This is a genomic window from Arthrobacter sp. E3 (assembly GCF_017353415.1).
Lineage (GTDB): Bacteria > Actinomycetota > Actinomycetes > Actinomycetales > Micrococcaceae > Specibacter.
On the sequence record NZ_JAFMPX010000014.1, the window covers coordinates 16,500 to 33,612 of the forward strand.

A 17,113-nucleotide genomic window follows, 5' to 3' on the forward strand; every position below is an offset into this window, starting at 1 on the left:
GAGTCAGCTGCGGACATCGACCGACTCATCAAGGGGCTCACGGTCAGTCGAATCGGTGGTGGGTTTTCCGGAGGGGGTGGGCGGCAACATCAGCAGCGGCAGCCGCAAAGTGAATGCGGCGCCGTGGCCGAGCGAACTGGCCACCGAGACGGTGCCGCCACGGGCCTCCGTGACGGCCTTGACGATGGCCAGGCCCAGCCCGCTCCCGGCCCGCTCACCTGCGGCCGACCCGGTTCGGAAGACCTCGAAAACGGTGTCAAGATCGGCGGCGGGGATGCCCGCTCCGGTGTCGCGGACGGTCAACACCAGCTCGCCGCCCTGAGCGTCAGCCGTCACGGCGATGGTGTCTCCTGGTTCGGTAAACCTGACCGCATTCTCGAGCAGACAGTCCAATATTGCCTCCAGCCGCTCGTTGTCTCCTTGGACGGTCCCAACCGCACTCTGGGCGCTCCAGTTCCGGTCCGCAGTGACGGACCAGCGGCGCAGGATCGCGGCCAGCATCAGGTCGACGTCAACCGGCTCGGTAGTGGGTGGCTCCACGACCCGGACCAGCGTGAGCAAGTTGGTGGCCAACGCGGAGGCCTTAATGAGTTCGGCCACCACCAGCTCAGCGTCCTCGCGCACCGTCGGCTCGGTTGATTGGTCGGCGATGAGCTGCGCGTAGCCACGGGCAATGGTCAGGCGGGTGCGGACCTCATGCGAACCGAACCGGGCGGCGTTCTCCCGCTGCTGACTGCGGCGGCGGTCAGCTTGCTGCAGTGCCTGTAGACGGGCTTGAGAGTTCCGCTGCCGGTTCACATGCCAGATCAACAGCGCCATAATACCGGCCATCAAAATGATCTCTGTGCATTCTTCCCATTCGATATTCCCCGCTATGGCGTGACCAACCAGAGCGGCACCGGTCACTGTCGTGACAACGACAAAGGCAACCATGGTGGCACGCCGGGGCCATGGACACAGTCCGTAGAGCAGCGCGAAACTTGCCCACACCAAGTGAAAGGGGATGGTCTCCTTGCCCGGCAGCACAAAGGTGAGGTAGCAATTCACACCCGCGAACACCACCCAGGCGACGGCGAGGACTGTCTTAGATCGCGATCCTATATCCAACATTGCGCACCGTTTCGATTTTGTCGTTCGAGAGTTTTGATCGCAGCCGGCGCACACAGACGTCGACAACGTTGGTGCCGGTGTCGTATTTCGTCCCCCAGACCCGCTCAAGCAGCTCTGCCCGGGTGCACGTCTCAGGTGCTCGCTGGAGGAGGTGTGTCAGAAGCACGAACTCCCGCTGGGTCAACGAGATACGGCGCCCATCAACCACGAGTTCGCGTTGCTGCACATCGATCTCGACGCCGGCCCTGCGGAGGTATCGGGGTACGGCCACGGGCGGCGCGGCCGTTCGGATGCGGGCATTCACCCGGGCCAGCAGTTCGGCATTGGCAAACGGTTTGGCGAGGAAATCCACCGCACCGCCCTCCAGAACACCCACCCTGGTGGCCACCTCGGTCATGGATGAGAGCACCAGAACCCGGCTCGACGGACGGAATCGCATCAGTTCGGCCAGAATATCCTCGCCGCGACCGTCCGGAAGGATGAGATCCAGGAGAATCAGTTCCGGGTCGACAGTGCGGATCGCAGCCAGTGCTCCAACCACGGTGCCAGCTACCGTGACCGTGTGACCGGCACCGCTGAGGATCCGATCCAGGAGACGGGCAAGATTGGGCTCGTCTTCGACGACCACAATGCGGTTCACACCGGCACCAGATAAGTTCCAGAAGGCGGAATACGATTTCTCATGCGATGTTCCCCAATTCATTGCTGTAGGTATTCCACAACAACATGGATGGGCCGGTCACTGGTGTATCCGGGTGCGCTTATTTTACTTCGCCACCACGGCCGTCAACAAGCGAATGAGTCAACGAAAGTGCTCGCGAAAAACAGCGCAGACGTCGAAGAAGGCCAAAAGCGGTACCCATGACGAACTTTCATTGCCGACCCTAGACTTTCCCCAACTGCCCACGCCTCGCCGCCGCATCCAGAAACTTGATCACCTTCTCCTCACTCGTCGGGGAGAAATCCCGGTAATAGGAACCTACAGGAAAGAAATTTGACGGAGTCACGACGCAGATCACCTCGTCAGCGTCCACGAAGTGTTCCACGGTGTCGCGAGGCCCGACAGGCACCGCAAGCACCACCCGTGCGGCACCCAGCTGGCGGGCAACCTGGCAGGCCGCCCGCGCCGTCGACCCCGTAGCGATACCGTCGTCGACAATGACGACCACACAGCCCTTAAGATCGATCCGCGGCCTGCCGCGGCGCAACCGCACGCTACGTGCCTCAAGGGCCGCCCACTCCCGGTTCTCCACTTCGCGCTGCTCCGCCTCCGACACCTGCGCCGCCGCGAGCACCGTGTCATCGAGAACGCGCACGCCGCCCTCAGCGATCGCGCCCATCGCCACTTCTGGCTGGAACGGCACCCCAAGTTTGCGCACAACGATCACATCAAGCGGGGCATCGAGGGCCTTCGCAACCTCGGCGGCGACGGGAACACCGCCTCTAGGCAGTCCGAGCACGACGACGTCGGAACCCTTGAGCGCGTCAAGCTGCGCGGCCAGCTGTTGGCCGGCATCGGTTCGATGTTCGAAAACGTACATGGCGAACCTCCTTGGGGTTCAGGGGTCCTGACCCAAGCCAGCCTGATCAGGGTACGGCGGGTTCGTGGCCTCAGTCAGCGCTGGGCGTCAACGGTGATTGGGAAGAAGTTTCCTCGGTACTTGCCGGGTTAGGCTGCCAGGTCACGGTGATCGACTTACCGCCGGGTAGGCCGGTAATGTGCAGGGACAAGTCCAATCCACCCGGTTCGCGGCAGGGGTCGATCCCGGTGGTGTCGATGATCTGCTCGACCAGCTGGCTGATGGCGGTGGCCAAGGCCCTGCCCCAGTCAGCAGGATGCTGACTGGAGGCCTCCACGCACACGCTCATCCCGGCAGCGGGAGTCCGCTCCGGCGGGCGATTTTCTCCTGAAGGAACCATGGATTGAGATTTAGGCGTCATTGCCTTTTCTCCTTCGACAAGGCGTGCCCGCGGAATACGGGCATGTGATCTATATCCCACTATAGAGACCTTCCTGCCGCACGTCACCGGAACGTCACGGCCGGAAACTACTTCTTCTGCAACCCCATCCATTTCCGGGCCTCAATCCCGGCCACGCTCTGGTACAAAGTGGCCCGGGACACGCCCAAGTCCTTAGCCCCTGGATGTCGGTGAAGTGTCCCCGGCGTGCGTTCGGCCCTTCCTTCGTGACGGTTCGTTGCGACTGACCTATGATGAATTTATGGGTGATCATACGGGCAGAGAATTCATTGGGACTGGTCAACCAATATCCAGCTTGTGGCGGCGATCGAATATACAGAGTAGAACACACTACTCCCGCCGCTGTGCATGAACGTGAATGGCGGTTCGCAGCGGCCCTGAACGCAGCTGCAGGAACAGATCCACCCGTACCCCGATGACAACTTGGTAAGTCGAGACGGGGAGCTTGCTCCTCGAGGTTGCTGTCACCCCAGTTGCGGCTATCCTTGCCGGCCACTCAGCGGCGTAGGGGAATTTTGCCGAACCCGCCTTAACTTTGTTCGCATGAGGATTTTGCGGATCTCGTCGTACCAGAGCACAGCCGATCCGAGTGCCACACAGGCGCCCCAGTGCGTGAGGTCCAATGGTGCCGTTCCGAACGCCACTTGAAGGAACGGGACTTCGACGACGAGGATCTGAAGCGCCACGCTGAGGGCGATGGCACCCCAGAGCCACCTATTCGCGAACAGCATCCGGAACGCGCTGGTCGTCTCCGAACGGGCATTCAACGCGTTGAATAGTTGGGCGAATACCAGTGTGGTAAAGCCGGCCGTGCGTGCAACGGTGAGTGTGTCATTGCCATCGACGAGACCTCCTGGTAGGAAAAGATCGATGGTAAACAGCGTTGCCAGTGCCATCACCAGACCGATGGACAGAATCCCGCGCCACATGCGCGCGTCGATCGTCCGGTCAGTCAGCTTGCGCGGTTTCCGCGCCATCACGTCGTCTACCTCCGGGTCGAGTCCCATCGCAAGGGCGGGAGTTGAGTCGGTGATCAGATTGATCCACAGGATCTGGGTTGCGAGCAGCGGGAGGACGAGTGCATCGCCGCTGGCGTCGGTGAGGCCGATCACACCGGCGAAAATGACGCCCAAAAATACCGTGAGCACCTCGCCGAGATTCGATGACAACAGGTAGCGGAGAAACTTCTTGATGTTCTCGAAGATCACCCGTCCTTGTCGAACCGCCGCGACGATGGTGGCAAAGTTGTCGTCGGCGAGGATCATGCGCGCGGCCCCTTTGGTGACTTCGGTTCCGGTGATGCCCATCGCGACGCCAATGTCCGCGGACTTGATTGCGGGGGCGTCGTTAACACCGTCACCGGTCATCGACACAATTTGCTGGTCGGCTTGCAGCGCATCGACGAGGCGAAGCTTGTGCTGGGGCGACACCCGGGCGTAGACGGATACTTCGCGTGTGAGATTGCGTAGTTCGCGGTCGTTGAGAGTGTCGAGTTCGGCTCCGGTCACCGCGCGTGCCGCCGGCTCGATAATTCCGAGTTCGGCTGCGATCCTTGCCGCAGTCGTTGGATGGTCGCCGGTGATCATGATGACGCGAATGCCCGCGCGGTGCGCTTCGGAGATCGCCTTGGCGGCTTCAGGTCTGGGCGGATCGACGATTCCGACTAAACCAGCGTAGACGAGGTCTTGTTCGAACGACGGGTCGACCGCGTTGGCAGAGGCTGCGGTATCGAGCACCCGGTAGGCAACGCCAAGGGTGCGGAACGCCTGCGCCGACAGTGCCTCAATTTCCTCGAGCGCTTCCTGCCGGAGGGTTTCGGTCAGAGGGACTGTTGTACCACCCATTTGAAGTCGAGTGCAGCTGCCCAGCAGCACATCGGGGGCGCCCTTGCAAAACAGCAGAAGAGCCCCATCGGCCTTGTCCTGATGCACTGTCGACATCAGCTTCCGCTCCGAGGTGAATGGAATCTCTGCCCGCCGTTCGAAACGGACCATCCGCGCCGTGGTGCCCTCAAGTTTGCGGGCTGCCACAAGGAACGCGGCCTCGGTTGGATCGCCCTGAATATGCCACTCACCATTGTCTTCGGAGAGCTGGGCATTGTTTGCAAGGGATCCTGCACCGAGCACCAGCTGCACCTCGGCGCGCAGGTCGCCGGAGAGCTCCTCACCAACGCTGAGCACCGAACCACGGGGCCTATATCCGGCACCGGTGAGGCAAGCCCGCCCGGACGCGGTGACCACGCGTTGGATCGTCATCTCATTGCGCGTCAAAGTCCCTGTCTTATCAGTGCAGATCACCGACGCCGAGCCGAGCGCCTCAACCGAGCTGAGCTTTTTCACCACCGCGTTGCGCTTTGCCATGCGCTGAACGCCAATCGCGAGTATTACCGACAGCAGTGCGGGGAGACCCTCTGGTACTGCGGCCACGGCGAGGGAAACTCCGAGCAGCAATACGCCAACGAGATCGCTCGGAGCCGTGATGCCCTCCACCAGAACGACGGTGATCATGACCACCAGCGCGATTATGACGACGATGATGCCGAGCAACTTCCCGATACGGTTGATCTCGACTTGCAGAGGCGTTGGCTCTTCAACGGTTGAATCAACCATTCCGGCGATCGCCCCGACTTCCGTCGACATCCCTACCGCCGTAACAGTGGCGCGTCCAACGCCTTGGGCGACGGAAGTGCCCCTGTAGACCATGTTCAACCGATCACCGAGGGATGCGGGCCCAATCAGTGTCGCCGGGTCCTTGGATACCGCTTCACTCTCTCCCGTCAGGGAGGCCTCTTGGATATGCAAAGAACTCGCAGTCAGCAGCCGGGCATCGGCGCCGACTTCGTCTCCTTCCCCGAGGACCAGCACGTCGCCTCGCACCAAATCGGCGGACGGAACGGTTTTGAGCTCACTACTCCGCCATACCGTTGATGTTGCGGCAGTCATCCTGCTCAGCGCGGCGACGGCGTCTTCGGCCTTTGCTTCCTGTGTGTATCCAAGGATTGCGTTGAGAACGATAATCGTGGCTATCACGACGGCGTCGACGGGGACACCCTCGGCACCTTCCACTACCCACACGACAAGCGAGATCGCGACCGCTGCGAGCAGCAGATAAATCAACGCATCTTGAAACTGTGCCATGACTTTTCGCCAGGCTGGCACCGGAGCCTTGCCACGCAATGCGTTGGGGCCGTCCGCTAGGAGCCTCCGGGCAGCTTCTTCCTCCGAAAGTCCTGTCACCGGATCCACGCCCACCCGAGCCGCCACCGCATCAGCGTCAAGAAGGAACGCATCGTCCGGTGGCGTGGGCACGGCGACAACGTCTGACATTCCATCTCCTTGCATCCTGAAGCGGTGTCTTTGCATATCGGCGAGGCAACAAGAATTCGAGCCTATGCCGCGCTCCCAGCGCCACTGTATCCGTTTCCCTCACGGGCAGCGTAATGTTCTGGTTCGGAGCCCGTCAGTGCAGGGATATGGTGGCTTGTTCGGCTGTACGGAAAGTCTCGGATTGTGCACGCGCCGACTTGAATCAAGACCTCTGATACCAGCGCCTTGCGAGGGCCCCAGTCACCAGCCGCAGGCCTGCGCCCCAGGCAATGCCGGCAACCGCTTTGACGAGCTCGATCAGATGCCTTATCGGGCGCTATTGGCGTGATGGAGACACGGGTGGGCCTTGCACGCCTGCGTGAGCATGGAAGCACCCCCACTTCGGCAAACTTTCCCGGCCGAAGTTCTTCAGCCAGTAGCAGTTTAGGAGTGGTGGAAGATGCTCTACCCATGGATGCCCTATACGGAAACCGACCCCTATGACCGCGGTTGGGACAGGCACAATGAATTGTTCCTGGGCGTCCATGTTTACCGCCCTCTGCGCCGGCATCAGCCTGGTAGAGATGACAATTCTGGCTGTGGTGATAACCGTGGTCCCGTGTGCTCCGCTGGTGTTGTTTCACCAATGCGAAGACAGCGTCCTTTCGCTGGTGCTGTTTGGCCTGGTCCTCGCACTGGGAACACTACTTTGCCGGCTGGGGAGGGAAGGCTGGAAGATACTGGCCTACATCGCGAACGGCATGCTTGCCTAGGCCCTGATTGCGTTGTTGACGTACGCGATCAGCTAGTAACGCGAGCGGTAAAATGGGTACGCGGGTTTGAGAATATTCGGATCCGGTGCCATATCCACCACGCCAGGTAAGAGCGGGGTCAAGATGATGTTCGCAAGTCGAGATGTGCCATGGCGGCGGCCGGGCCGGGCAGCCTACGCCCTCCAGCGCATCCGCAACGCCATCCGCCCACCAGTGACCGTGCTACCAGCGTCGGCACAGGTGCTGCGAGAACATGATGTGGCGGTACCGATGCGTGACGGCGTCGTCCTGCGCGTCAATGTCTACCGTCCAAGGGGTTCCGGGCCCTTCCCCGTGATCTTGTCCGTTCATCCGTATGGCAAGAACGCCGTGCCGACGAAGACGCGCCGCGGCTGGAAGCTGAACGTGCAGTTTCGCATCATGAATCAATCAGAGCAGATCCAGATCTCGGACCTGACCGGGTGGGAAGCACCGGATCCTGTCTGGTGGGTCGCTCAGGGATACGCCGTGATCAATGCGGATGAGCGCGGTGCAGGCACCTCCGATGGCACCGGTTCACTGTTCACGGATGCAGAAGCCACAGACAGCTACGACCTGATCCAAAGGGCGGGGGCCCAACCCTGGTCCAACGGCAATGTCGGCATGCTGGGTGTGTCCTATCTGGCCATCTCGCAATACAAGGCGGCGGCGTTGCATCCGCCGAGCCTGAAGGCAATCTGCCCATGGGAGGGCTTCAGCGACATCTACCGCGATTTCATGACCCCCGGCGGCGTCGCCGAGAAAGGATTCAGTCGAATCTGGCAGGCAGCCAGCAAGCGTGTGGCCCGGATCAGTACCGACTTCCGGCTCGAACGGCGTCGCCGCCCGCTGCGCGACTCGTGGTGGGATTCCTTGACCCCGTCGCTTGATGAGATCACAGTGCCGATGCTGGTGTGTGCCAGTTTCTCTGATGCGAATTTGCACACCGTAGGATCGTTTCGCGCCCTCCAGAGAGTCGGCTCGGCCGAACGGTTCGCGTATCTGCATCGCGGACCGAAGTGGTCCACGTTCTACAGCGCTGAGGCCAAGGCGGCACAACTGGCTTTCTTCGACCGTTATCTGCGCGAATCCGATACCCCAACATCTCCGCGGGTAAGGCTGGAAGTGCGCGAAAGCCATGACCGGGTGGTGGAGGTCCGCACGGAGAATGAATGGCCACTGGCCCGCACGGAGTGGACTGAGCTGCACCTGGCCGACGACGGACGGCTGACGGAAGCGCCCGGCCCGGCTGGCAAGATCGAATTCGACCTGCGCCGCGATGCAGCCGCCTTTACGTTCACCTTCACCGGAGACACCGAACTCACAGGCCCCATGAATCTGAAGCTGTGGGCATCTCTGGACGGCCACAAACGAGGTGGCGTGCAGGACGGGCGAACCCCACGGGACGCAAACCTGTTCATCGGCGTCGAAAAGTGGAGCGACGGCCGTTGCGTGCCGTTCGAGGGCTCTTATGGCTACGGCCGCGACCGTGTGGCGACCGGGCGGCTGCGCATGTCGATGCGCGAACTCGACCCCGCCACAACCTTCCCGCACCAACCGGAACATGCGTTCCTGACACAGCAGCTGCTCGCTCAGGGCGAGATCGTCCAACTGGACATCCCGCTCTCGCCATCATCGACGCTGTTCCGTGCCGGTGATTCACTTCGCCTGCTCGTAGCCGGCCGGTACCTGGAACCACTCAATCCACTCTTCGGCCATTTCCCGGCGCGCTATGCCTCCAGCCCCCGCGGCCGGTGCACCCTGCACTGGGATGCCGAACACCCTGCACGGCTGGAGATACCGGTCATTCCAAAGGCTCCGCGCATATCGAAATAGCCAATTTCATCCTTGTGACGTCCGTCAATATATTGATATAGTCAGTGGATGAGCTGTCCCAACATGCAAACACCTGAAGGCGTCCGCGATATCGAAAGTACGATGCACACTGACTTCCACAACACCATGTCCTATGGAAGCTATCTGTATCTGGATCGCCTGCTCTCTTCACAGCACCCTGTGAGCTCTCCCGAGCACCACGATGAGATGCTCTTCATCATCCAGCACCAGACCAGTGAACTCTGGCTCAAGCTCATCCTCCACGAGCTCAACGAATGCCGCCGTTTGATGGACCATGACGAAATCGGCAAGGCCCTGAAGTGCCTTGCCCGGGTCAAGCACATCCAGAAGACCCTCACCGAGCAGTGGTCGGTACTGGCCACACTCACCCCACGTGAGTACGCCCAATTCCGCGGAGTACTCGGCTCGGCCTCCGGATTCCAGTCCTTCCAATACCGGGCGGTGGAGTTCATCTTGGGCAACAAGCATCGCGGCATGCTCAAGGTCTTTGAATCAGATCCCGAAGCCCACACACTGCTTTCCACACTCCTGGATGAGCCCACCGTCTACGACGCATTCCTGCACGCACTGGCCCGTGCTGGCTACTCCATTCCGGCCAGCATTCTTGAGCGGGACGTCAGCGAAGCGTGGGTTTTCCACGAATCGCTCATCCCTGTGTTCATGGAAATCTATGAGTCGGACACCACCCCCTGGAGCTTCTACCAAGCCTGTGAGGATCTGGTGGACCTTGAAGACAACTTCCAAGCCTGGCGGTTCCGCCACATGAGCGTCGTCAAGCGGATCATCGGTTTCAAAACCGGCACCGGCGGCTCCTCGGGCGTGGCTTTCCTCAAGCGAGCCCTGGACCTGACGTTCTTTCCCGAACTTTTCGCGGTCCGCACCGAAATCGGCAAATAGCCTCACACCCCGCCACACCACGCACGGCACACGTCACAAGAAGGACACCTACGATGACCAGCAACACGGAACTTTCCCCACCAACCAGCGAACTACTTGATGCCAATGACCAGCTGGCCGCTTACCGCGAGCGCTTTGTCGAACCCAAGGACGGTTCCGTTATTGCCTATCTTGACGGCAACTCACTGGGGCGGCCATTGCGGGTGACGGCCGCCAGTCTTGCCACTTTTATCCAGGGCGATTGGGGCACCGGTCTCATCAGATCATGGGACGAGAAGTGGATGGACGAGCCCACGGTGGTCGGCGACCTGCTTGGCAAAGTTGTATTGGGCGCAGCTCCCGGGCAGACCTTCATCGGCGATTCGACGTCCGTGCTGCTCTACAAGTTGCTGCGCGCGGGACTGGAAGGACAGCAGGGTCGCAACCAGATCGTCATTGACCGGGACAACTTCCCCACCGACCGATTCATTGTCGAGGGCATCGCCGCCGAGCGCAACGCGGAGATCGTGTGGATTGATCCGGATCCGACGGCGGGTGTCACACCAGCGGATGTTGTGGCCGCCGTCGGGCCCCGCACTGCCGTGGTCCTGCTCAGCCATGTTGCCTACCGCTCGGGATCCCTGGCCGATGCCCCGGCGATCACCCGCCTGGTCAAGGACGCTGGTGGGTTGATGATGTGGGACCTGAGCCATTCCGTGGGCTCCGTCCCCTTGGAACTTGATGCCTGGGGTGTGGACCTTGCCGTGGGTTGCACGTACAAGTACCTCAACGGTGGTCCCGGCGCCCCCGCACTGGCGTACATCAACAGCTCTCTGGTTTCCCGGCTGCGGCAACCGATCTGGGGCTGGATGGGCGCGGCGGATCCTTTCCAGATGTCCGCCAACTTCGAGCCAGCTGCCAACGTGCGGCGCTTCATCACCGGCACTCCGCCTATCCTGGCCATGCAGCCGCTGAAGGACATGGCCGGGCTGATTGCCGACGTCGGAATGGCCGCAATACGGGAGAAATCGATCGCACTGACCGAGCACGCCATTGCCCTGGCGGAGGAGCTGCTGGTACCACTCGGCGTGGAAATCGCCAGTCCCCGCGATCCATCGCAACGCGGATCCCATGTAAGTGTGAACCACCCGCTGTTCGCCGATGTCACAGCCCGACTGTGGGAGCAAGGCGTGATTCCTGACTTCCGCCCGCCACATGGACTGCGCATTGGCCTCTCACCACTAAGCACCAGCTTTGCCGAGGTGCAGCGGGGCATTGAGGCAATCCGGAACGTGCTGGTATCCCTGCAGTGACAGCGGTTCTGGATGACATGGACTCCAGGCCCGGCAGCACCACTTCCATTTTGCGCACAGTCATAGGTTTGTACCTGAGGGAGGCCGGTGGGTGGATGGCATCCACTGCCTTGGTTGAGCTGATGCAGGCCGTAGAGATCCCAGCAACTCTGACACGCACCGCTCTGACGCGGCTGCGGAAGAAGGGCGTGGTGGTTGCTGCGGTGCGCGGTGGGACGGCTGGGTATGAGCTGGATTCACGAGCGGGACGAATGTTGGAGCGTGGAGACAGGCGCATCCACAACCCCCGGTCCATGGATGCCCAGGATCCATGGTGCCTGATCTCCTTTTCACTACCAGAGTCCGAACGAGAACGCCGGCATCAGTTGCGCCGGCAATTGCATTGGATCGGGTGCGGCATGGTCTCCCCGGGCCTGTGGGTGGCCCCGGACTACCTGCGCAGGGAGGTCGAAGAGATCCTGGAGTCTTTGAGCTTGGGCGGGCGGGCGGTGTTGTTCACCACCTCGCGGCCGCACGTCGTGGGAGAGCTGCGCGATGTGGTCGCTGGTTGGTGGGATCTTGACGCTGTTGCAGCCCTGTATCGAGACTTCATCAAGTTCCACGAACACATCCCCACGGGTGAGGTGGGAGCCAACCCCCACACGTTCGCCGCCTACGTGAACTTGATTGACCGCTGGCGCATGATTCCCTACCTAGACCCCGGGCTGCCCACCGACTGCCTCCCCTCCGATTGGCCAGGTGGTCAAGGCGTTGCGATATTCCAGCAGATCAGCGAATCCCACGCACTGGCCAGCAAGACCTTCGTCAATTCCGTAGTCGGTTCCCGCTAGATCCGGGCTTGACTTAATGCTCGACGGCGGCGCTCAAGGCGGCGCCCAAGTCAGTGCGGCGCCCAAGTTAGGTCAGCGCTGCTCCATCCAACGTACCGTGCCTTCCCAATGCGGTGCCGCCGGGTCTATCGCATCCATGTGATCCAACCCCCGGACCTGCCTGAAGTCGACAACGTCTCCCGCCGCGAGCGCGGCGGCAACGAAGTCCTTCGAGTGCCCTTCCGGGACCCAAACATCAACATCCCCTTGGACAACGTGCATCGGCCTCTCAATCGGTAGCTGGCAGATCGGCGAGGCCAGCTCATAGGCGGTTGGCATGTCAGCATAGTGCCCACCCATGAAGCCGAGGGCTGCGTTGTCATCCAGCTCTTCGGCGTCGACACGCCGCACGTCGGTCACCGGTGCCAGGGCCACGACGGCATCGGCAAGGTGGGCACCCAGCAAGGCCAGCTGGCCACCCACGGAATGACCCACAGTGACGACGGCACCCGAGGCACACCACTGCGGGCGCGCGTCCTTGGCACAGCGGATGCCAGCCACGACGTCGTCGAGCGTGGTGGGCCAGCCACCGCCATTGCCAACACTGCGGTACTCGATGTTCGCCACGGCCCAGCCGCGGGCCAGCAGATCCTGGGCAAGGGGGTGCATAAGCGTCGCGTCCCACCTTGCCCGCCAGTAGCCGCCGTGGATGAGGATGGCGTACCCTCTCGGGGTTTCTACCTGCGGGGCCCACAGCTCAACGAACTGCGGGTCCGCTGCCCCGTACCTCACCAGTTCCGGCTGAACAATCTCCTGGGACGTGTTTTCCATGCACCCACCCTACCGACTAGCGCCGCATGGCCTGCCCGGACAACACTCTGCAGTAACGTGGTTCACAATGCCCGGTTGAAAGCCTGCCGTGCGCAGATCCTTGGAAGGCGGGACATTGCTGATCACCATCACCCTCGAGCCGGAGGCTGACTCCCCCATCGACGCCACGGCACTGTCCCATCTGCTGCGCAAGCACCCCGGGCGTCTGCAAACCTTTGAGCTGCCCGTTGGCAGTGCGCACGTGTTCTACCCGGAGTATTCACCGCAGCGAACCACCGCGGCCCTGCTGTTGGAGGTCGACGCCATCGGCTTGGTCCGCAACAAGCGCTTCCGCGGCGACAACGGCGTACTCGACTACTACATCAATGACAGGCCCTACACGGCCTCCAGCCTGCTGTCCGTCGCCATGGGCAGGGTGCTGCGAAACGCCATGACACCCACCAGCGAGGCCCACCCGGAGCTGGCCGACACGCCGCTGCCGCTGCAACTTTCCGTGCCGGTGATCTCCACCCGAGGCCGTGACGGGAACGATCTGGCCGAGCGTTTGTTCTCCCCCGTGGGCTGGACAGTTGAGCAGCAGCCCATCGCGCTGGATCCGGACTACCCCTTGTGGGAGGACTCCCGCTACAGCTCCCTGGCGCTCACCGGCACGGTCCCTTTGCATCTGGCCCTGCGCCAGCTCTATGTCCTGCTGCCGGTGCTGGATGACAGCAAACATTACTGGGTCAGTGATGACGAGGCTGAGAAGTTGGTGCGCCAAGGCGAGGGCTGGCTGCCCGGGCACCCCGAACGGGGCCTGATCTCCCGTCGGTATCTCGCCCACCAGCAGGACCTGGTGGCCGTAGCCGATGCACTCATTGCAGAAGAAGGCACTACACCCGTAGAAAGTACGACGGCGCTGCCTCCTTCCCCGAGTGCCTCAGCTGGCGCTTCATCACAGCCGTTGCGCGTGCAGCGGGCGGAGGCGGTCATGGCGGCGCTGAAGGATTGCGGTGCCCGGCAGGTAGTGGATGTTGGTGCGGGGTCGGGCGCATTGCTGCGCCGGATGCAAAAGGACGGCTTCTTCACCCGGATCCTCGGCACGGATGTATCCGCCCGGTCGCTGGAACAAGCAGCCCGCATCATGAAGGTGGATGAACTCGCGGACACCGACAAGGCCCGCATCACGTTGCTGCACAGCTCCGTACTCTACCGCGACGAACGGCTTGAGGGCTTTGATGCGGCCGTGTTGATGGAGGTCATTGAACACCTCGAACCTGGCAGGCTTACCGCGCTGGAGGACTCGATCTTCGCCGGGGCTGCTCCACCCACCGTGATCGTGACGACCCCGAACTCCGAGTGCAACCACTTGTACCCGGCGTTGGCCCATGGAGGCATGCGCAATGACGACCACCGCTTCGAATGGACGCGGGCCGAGTTCGCGCACTGGGCACAAGCGCTCGCAGAACGCCATGGCTATGGAGTCGAGTACCGTCCCGTGGGCGAAACTTCCGCGGGCGCCGGCTCCCCCACCCAGATGGCCATCTTCCGAAAGGCAGCCGCATGAGTGAGATTCAGATCCCCCAAGTTGGGCTGGTGCTGCTGGTCGGTGCTTCCGGTTCAGGCAAGTCCAGCTTCGCGGCAAAGCACTTTGGTGATTTCGAGGTGCTTTCCAGCGACTACTTCCGGGGGCTGGTGGGCAACGACGTCACTGACCAGTCGGTGACCCCGGCAGCTTTTGAGGCCTTGAACTTCGTGGCCACCAAGCGTTTGGAAGCCGGGCTGCTGACGGTTGTGGATGCCACCAATGTCCAGCCCTCCTCCCGACAGAGCTTGGTGGAGGTGGCCAGGGCGCAGGACGTCCTGGTTTCGGCGATTGTGCTGGATGTGCCGCTGAAGCTGTGTCTGGAACGCAATGCGGGCCGTGGCGCCCGGACGGTCGCACCAACCGTGATTGACCGCCAACACCGGCAGCTGAGCAAGTCCCTGCGTGGAATGCGCCGGGAAGGTTTCCTCCGTGTGCATGTGCTGTCTTCGCAGGAGGAAATCGACGGCGCGACAATCCACCGTCATAAGCTGCTCAATGACTTCCGCGACGAGCATGGGCCGTTCGACGTGATCGGGGATGTCCACGGCTGCCTGGCTGAGCTGTTGTTACTGCTTGAGGAACTCGGTTACACCGTTGGCCGTGATGACGCTGGCCGGGCAACAGATGCGGTACATCCACAAGGACGCAGGGCTATTTTCGTGGGAGACCTGGTGGATCGCGGCCCGGATTCGGCCGGTGTTCTCCGGTTGGTCATGGGCATGACCGGCAACGGCCACGCGTTATGCGTGCCGGGCAACCATGAGGACAAGCTGGTGCGCGCGTTGCGCGGGCGCAAGGTTGCCCTGACCCACGGGCTGGATGCAACACTGGCTCAGTTGGCGGAACAGGAGGAAGGATTTGGCCGCAAGGTTGCTGACTTCTGCGACCGGCTGGTTTCCCACTTGGTGCTCGATGACGGCAAGCTGGTGATCGCCCATGCAGGGCTGATCGAGCAGTACCATGGCCGGGCCTCAAAACGTGTGCGTGCCTTTGCCCTGTATGGGCAGGTCACCGGAGAAATCGACGAGTACGGCCTGCCGGTGCGCCACCCTTGGGCCAATGAGTACCGCGGGGATGCGATGGTGATGTATGGGCATACCCCGGTCACCGAGGTGGCGTGGATCAATAACACCGCCTGTTTGGATACTGGTTGCGTCTTTGGCGGTGAGCTCAGTGCCGTGCGCTATCCCGAACGCGACGTCGTCCAAGTCCAGGCCCTGAAGCAGTACTGCGAACCGGGAAGGCCGCTTGAATCCCCGCGCGGTCCGGAGCGCAAGCCCGGTGTTCTGTCTATGGAGGACGTCACCGGCCCGCTGCACTTGAGGTCCGAGGGTCTGGGAACAGTGCGGATCAACGAGGCCCAGGCCGCGGGTGCATTGGAAGCCATGAGCCGGTTTGCCATCGACCCGCGGTGGCTGTGCTACCTGCCGCCAACTATGTCCCCGTCGGAATCCTCGTCCCGGGCTGGTTACTTGGAGCACCCGGACGAAGCGCTTGGCTACTTCTTGCGACAGGGTGTGACGCAGGTGGTCTGCGAGGAGAAGCACATGGGCTCCCGCGCCGTGATGCTGCTGTCTCGAAACCCTGGACGGTTCGATGCGCCCGAGGACTGGCTGGGTGCACTGCATACCCGCACGGGGCGCCAATTTCTGGACGCTGAGGGCGAACACCGGGTCCTGCTGCAGGCCCATGAAGCCATGGACCGCGCCGGGCTCTGGGACGAGCTGGGCACAGATTGGGTGATGCTCGACGGCGAGTTGATGCCGTGGTCGCTGAAGGCAGAACCATTGATCAAGGACACCTACGCTTCGGTGGGAGCAGCAGCCATTGCGGCGACGGATGCCGCCGTGGCCGTGTTGGAACGCACTGCCGGCACCGGCCTTGACGTCCACGACTTGCTCGCACGTACCCGAACCCGCCAGTCGAACGCCAAGGCCTTTCGGGAATCCTACAGGCGCTATGTAGGTTCCGCCGAGGACCTGCGTTTCGCCGCTTTTCAAGTGCTGGCTGCCGAGGGCCAAACCTTTGAGACTCGGGACCACGGGTGGCACTTGGGGATCAGCGACAGGCTCGCTGCGGCAGGGCCCGACTTATTTGCCACGACCCGGCACCTGCGTGTGGATCTGAGCCAAGAACACGAGGTGGAGGCTGCCATCCGCTGGTGGGAGGAGGCGACGGCGGCTGGCTCCGAAGGCATGGTGGTCAAGCCGTGGCAGAACCTGACCAAGGCGAAGCGAGGCTGGGTGCAACCAGGCATCAAGGTTCGCGGCAGGGAGTACTTGCGGTTGATTTATGGCCCGGACTACCTGGCCGAAGCCAACCTGGAGCGACTGCGTCAACGCGCCACCAACACGAAGCGCAATCGTGCCCTGCATGAATACATTCTGGGTCTTGAAGCCTTGCGGCTAACTGCCGCGGGAGCGCCCCTGTGGAAGATTCATCAGATGGTCTTCGGAGTACTTGCGCTGGAATCCGAATCCTTGGACCCTCGGTTGTAGTTGGATCAGGGGCCCGGCTCGTTGCCCTGTGACATCCAGTAGTCGTTGCTGGCCTGCACAGCTTGCTCCTTTGTCATCGAGGCAACGATATTTTCGGCAATGCCGGCGGTATGGGTGAGCTGCCAGACCAGTGCCAGGGGAAGTATCGATGCAGCCAAAGGAAGGCGCACTAAAAG

The 17,113-nt window shown here is 62.0% G+C and carries 14 protein-coding genes; 7 read left to right on the plus strand and 7 right to left on the minus strand.

The window, feature by feature from the left end; translation table 11 throughout:
* Positions 1-3 precede the first annotated feature (3 nt).
* The 5 genes from JMA46_RS07995 to JMA46_RS08015 form a co-directional block, all read right to left on the minus strand.
* Positions 4-1,110 (minus strand): HAMP domain-containing sensor histidine kinase, encoded by a 1,107-nt coding sequence (locus JMA46_RS07995; protein ID WP_207344816.1) that lies wholly within the window; start codon positions 1,108-1,110, stop codon positions 4-6.
* On the minus strand, positions 1,085-1,750 hold the full coding sequence (locus JMA46_RS08000; protein WP_207344817.1) for a response regulator transcription factor: 666 nt from the start codon (positions 1,748-1,750) through the stop codon (positions 1,085-1,087). Before JMA46_RS08000 ends, JMA46_RS07995 begins: the two co-directional genes overlap by 26 nt.
* Before the next feature lie 244 nt (positions 1,751-1,994).
* A complete protein-coding gene (locus tag JMA46_RS08005) occupies positions 1,995-2,651 on the minus strand; it encodes a phosphoribosyltransferase (RefSeq protein WP_207344818.1) in 657 nt (218 codons plus the stop codon).
* A gap of 70 nt (positions 2,652-2,721) precedes the next feature.
* Positions 2,722-3,051 (minus strand): hypothetical protein, encoded by a 330-nt coding sequence (locus JMA46_RS08010; RefSeq protein WP_207344819.1) that lies wholly within the window; start codon positions 3,049-3,051, stop codon positions 2,722-2,724.
* Positions 3,052-3,569: 518 nt separating this feature from the next.
* Entirely contained in the window at positions 3,570-6,416 is a 2,847-nt protein-coding gene (locus JMA46_RS08015) for a cation-translocating P-type ATPase (RefSeq protein WP_207344820.1), read from the minus strand.
* Between the two features lie 563 nt (positions 6,417-6,979).
* Here JMA46_RS08015 and JMA46_RS08020 point away from each other — a divergent pair.
* The 5 genes from JMA46_RS08020 to JMA46_RS08040 all read left to right on the plus strand — a co-directional run bounded on the left by JMA46_RS08020 (position 6,980) and on the right by JMA46_RS08040 (position 12,062).
* Complete coding sequence (locus JMA46_RS08020) at positions 6,980-7,168, plus strand: hypothetical protein (RefSeq protein ID WP_207344821.1); 189 nt, start codon at positions 6,980-6,982, stop codon at positions 7,166-7,168.
* Between the two features lie 270 nt (positions 7,169-7,438).
* Positions 7,439-9,022: a CocE/NonD family hydrolase gene (locus JMA46_RS08025; protein WP_207344822.1), complete on the plus strand. Its 1,584-nt coding sequence runs from the start codon at positions 7,439-7,441 to the stop codon at positions 9,020-9,022.
* Between the two features lie 48 nt (positions 9,023-9,070).
* Entirely contained in the window at positions 9,071-9,940 is an 870-nt protein-coding gene (kynA, locus tag JMA46_RS08030; RefSeq protein WP_207344823.1) for a tryptophan 2,3-dioxygenase, read from the plus strand.
* Positions 9,941-9,993: 53 nt separating this feature from the next.
* Positions 9,994-11,232 carry an aminotransferase class V-fold PLP-dependent enzyme gene (locus JMA46_RS08035; protein WP_207344824.1) on the plus strand — a complete coding sequence of 413 codons (1,239 nt, stop codon included), beginning with the start codon at positions 9,994-9,996 and terminating at the stop codon, positions 11,230-11,232.
* Positions 11,233-11,249: 17 nt separating this feature from the next.
* Positions 11,250-12,062, plus strand: a complete 813-nt coding sequence (locus JMA46_RS08040) for a PaaX family transcriptional regulator C-terminal domain-containing protein (RefSeq protein WP_210768639.1) — start codon at positions 11,250-11,252, stop codon at positions 12,060-12,062.
* 72 nt (positions 12,063-12,134) lie between these two features.
* Here JMA46_RS08040 and JMA46_RS08045 read toward each other — a convergent pair whose 3' ends face one another.
* Positions 12,135-12,872 (minus strand): alpha/beta hydrolase, encoded by a 738-nt coding sequence (locus tag JMA46_RS08045; protein WP_210768638.1) that lies wholly within the window; start codon positions 12,870-12,872, stop codon positions 12,135-12,137.
* Positions 12,873-12,960: 88 nt separating this feature from the next.
* Between JMA46_RS08045 and JMA46_RS08050 the strand changes: the two genes are divergently transcribed.
* Together JMA46_RS08050 and JMA46_RS08055 are read left to right on the plus strand one after the other, a co-directional pair.
* Positions 12,961-14,418, plus strand: coding sequence for a 3' terminal RNA ribose 2'-O-methyltransferase Hen1 (locus JMA46_RS08050; protein ID WP_348770091.1), 1,458 nt, complete (start codon positions 12,961-12,963; stop codon positions 14,416-14,418).
* Positions 14,415-16,937 (plus strand): polynucleotide kinase-phosphatase, encoded by a 2,523-nt coding sequence (locus JMA46_RS08055; RefSeq protein ID WP_207344826.1) that lies wholly within the window; start codon positions 14,415-14,417, stop codon positions 16,935-16,937. The genes JMA46_RS08050 and JMA46_RS08055 overlap by 4 nt, the downstream gene beginning before the upstream one ends.
* 5 nt (positions 16,938-16,942) lie before the next feature.
* On the opposite strand, the gene JMA46_RS08060 is transcribed toward JMA46_RS08055, so the two are convergent.
* Positions 16,943-17,107, minus strand: a complete 165-nt coding sequence (locus tag JMA46_RS08060) for a hypothetical protein (protein ID WP_207344827.1) — start codon at positions 17,105-17,107, stop codon at positions 16,943-16,945.
* Positions 17,108-17,113: the final 6 nt, after the last annotated feature.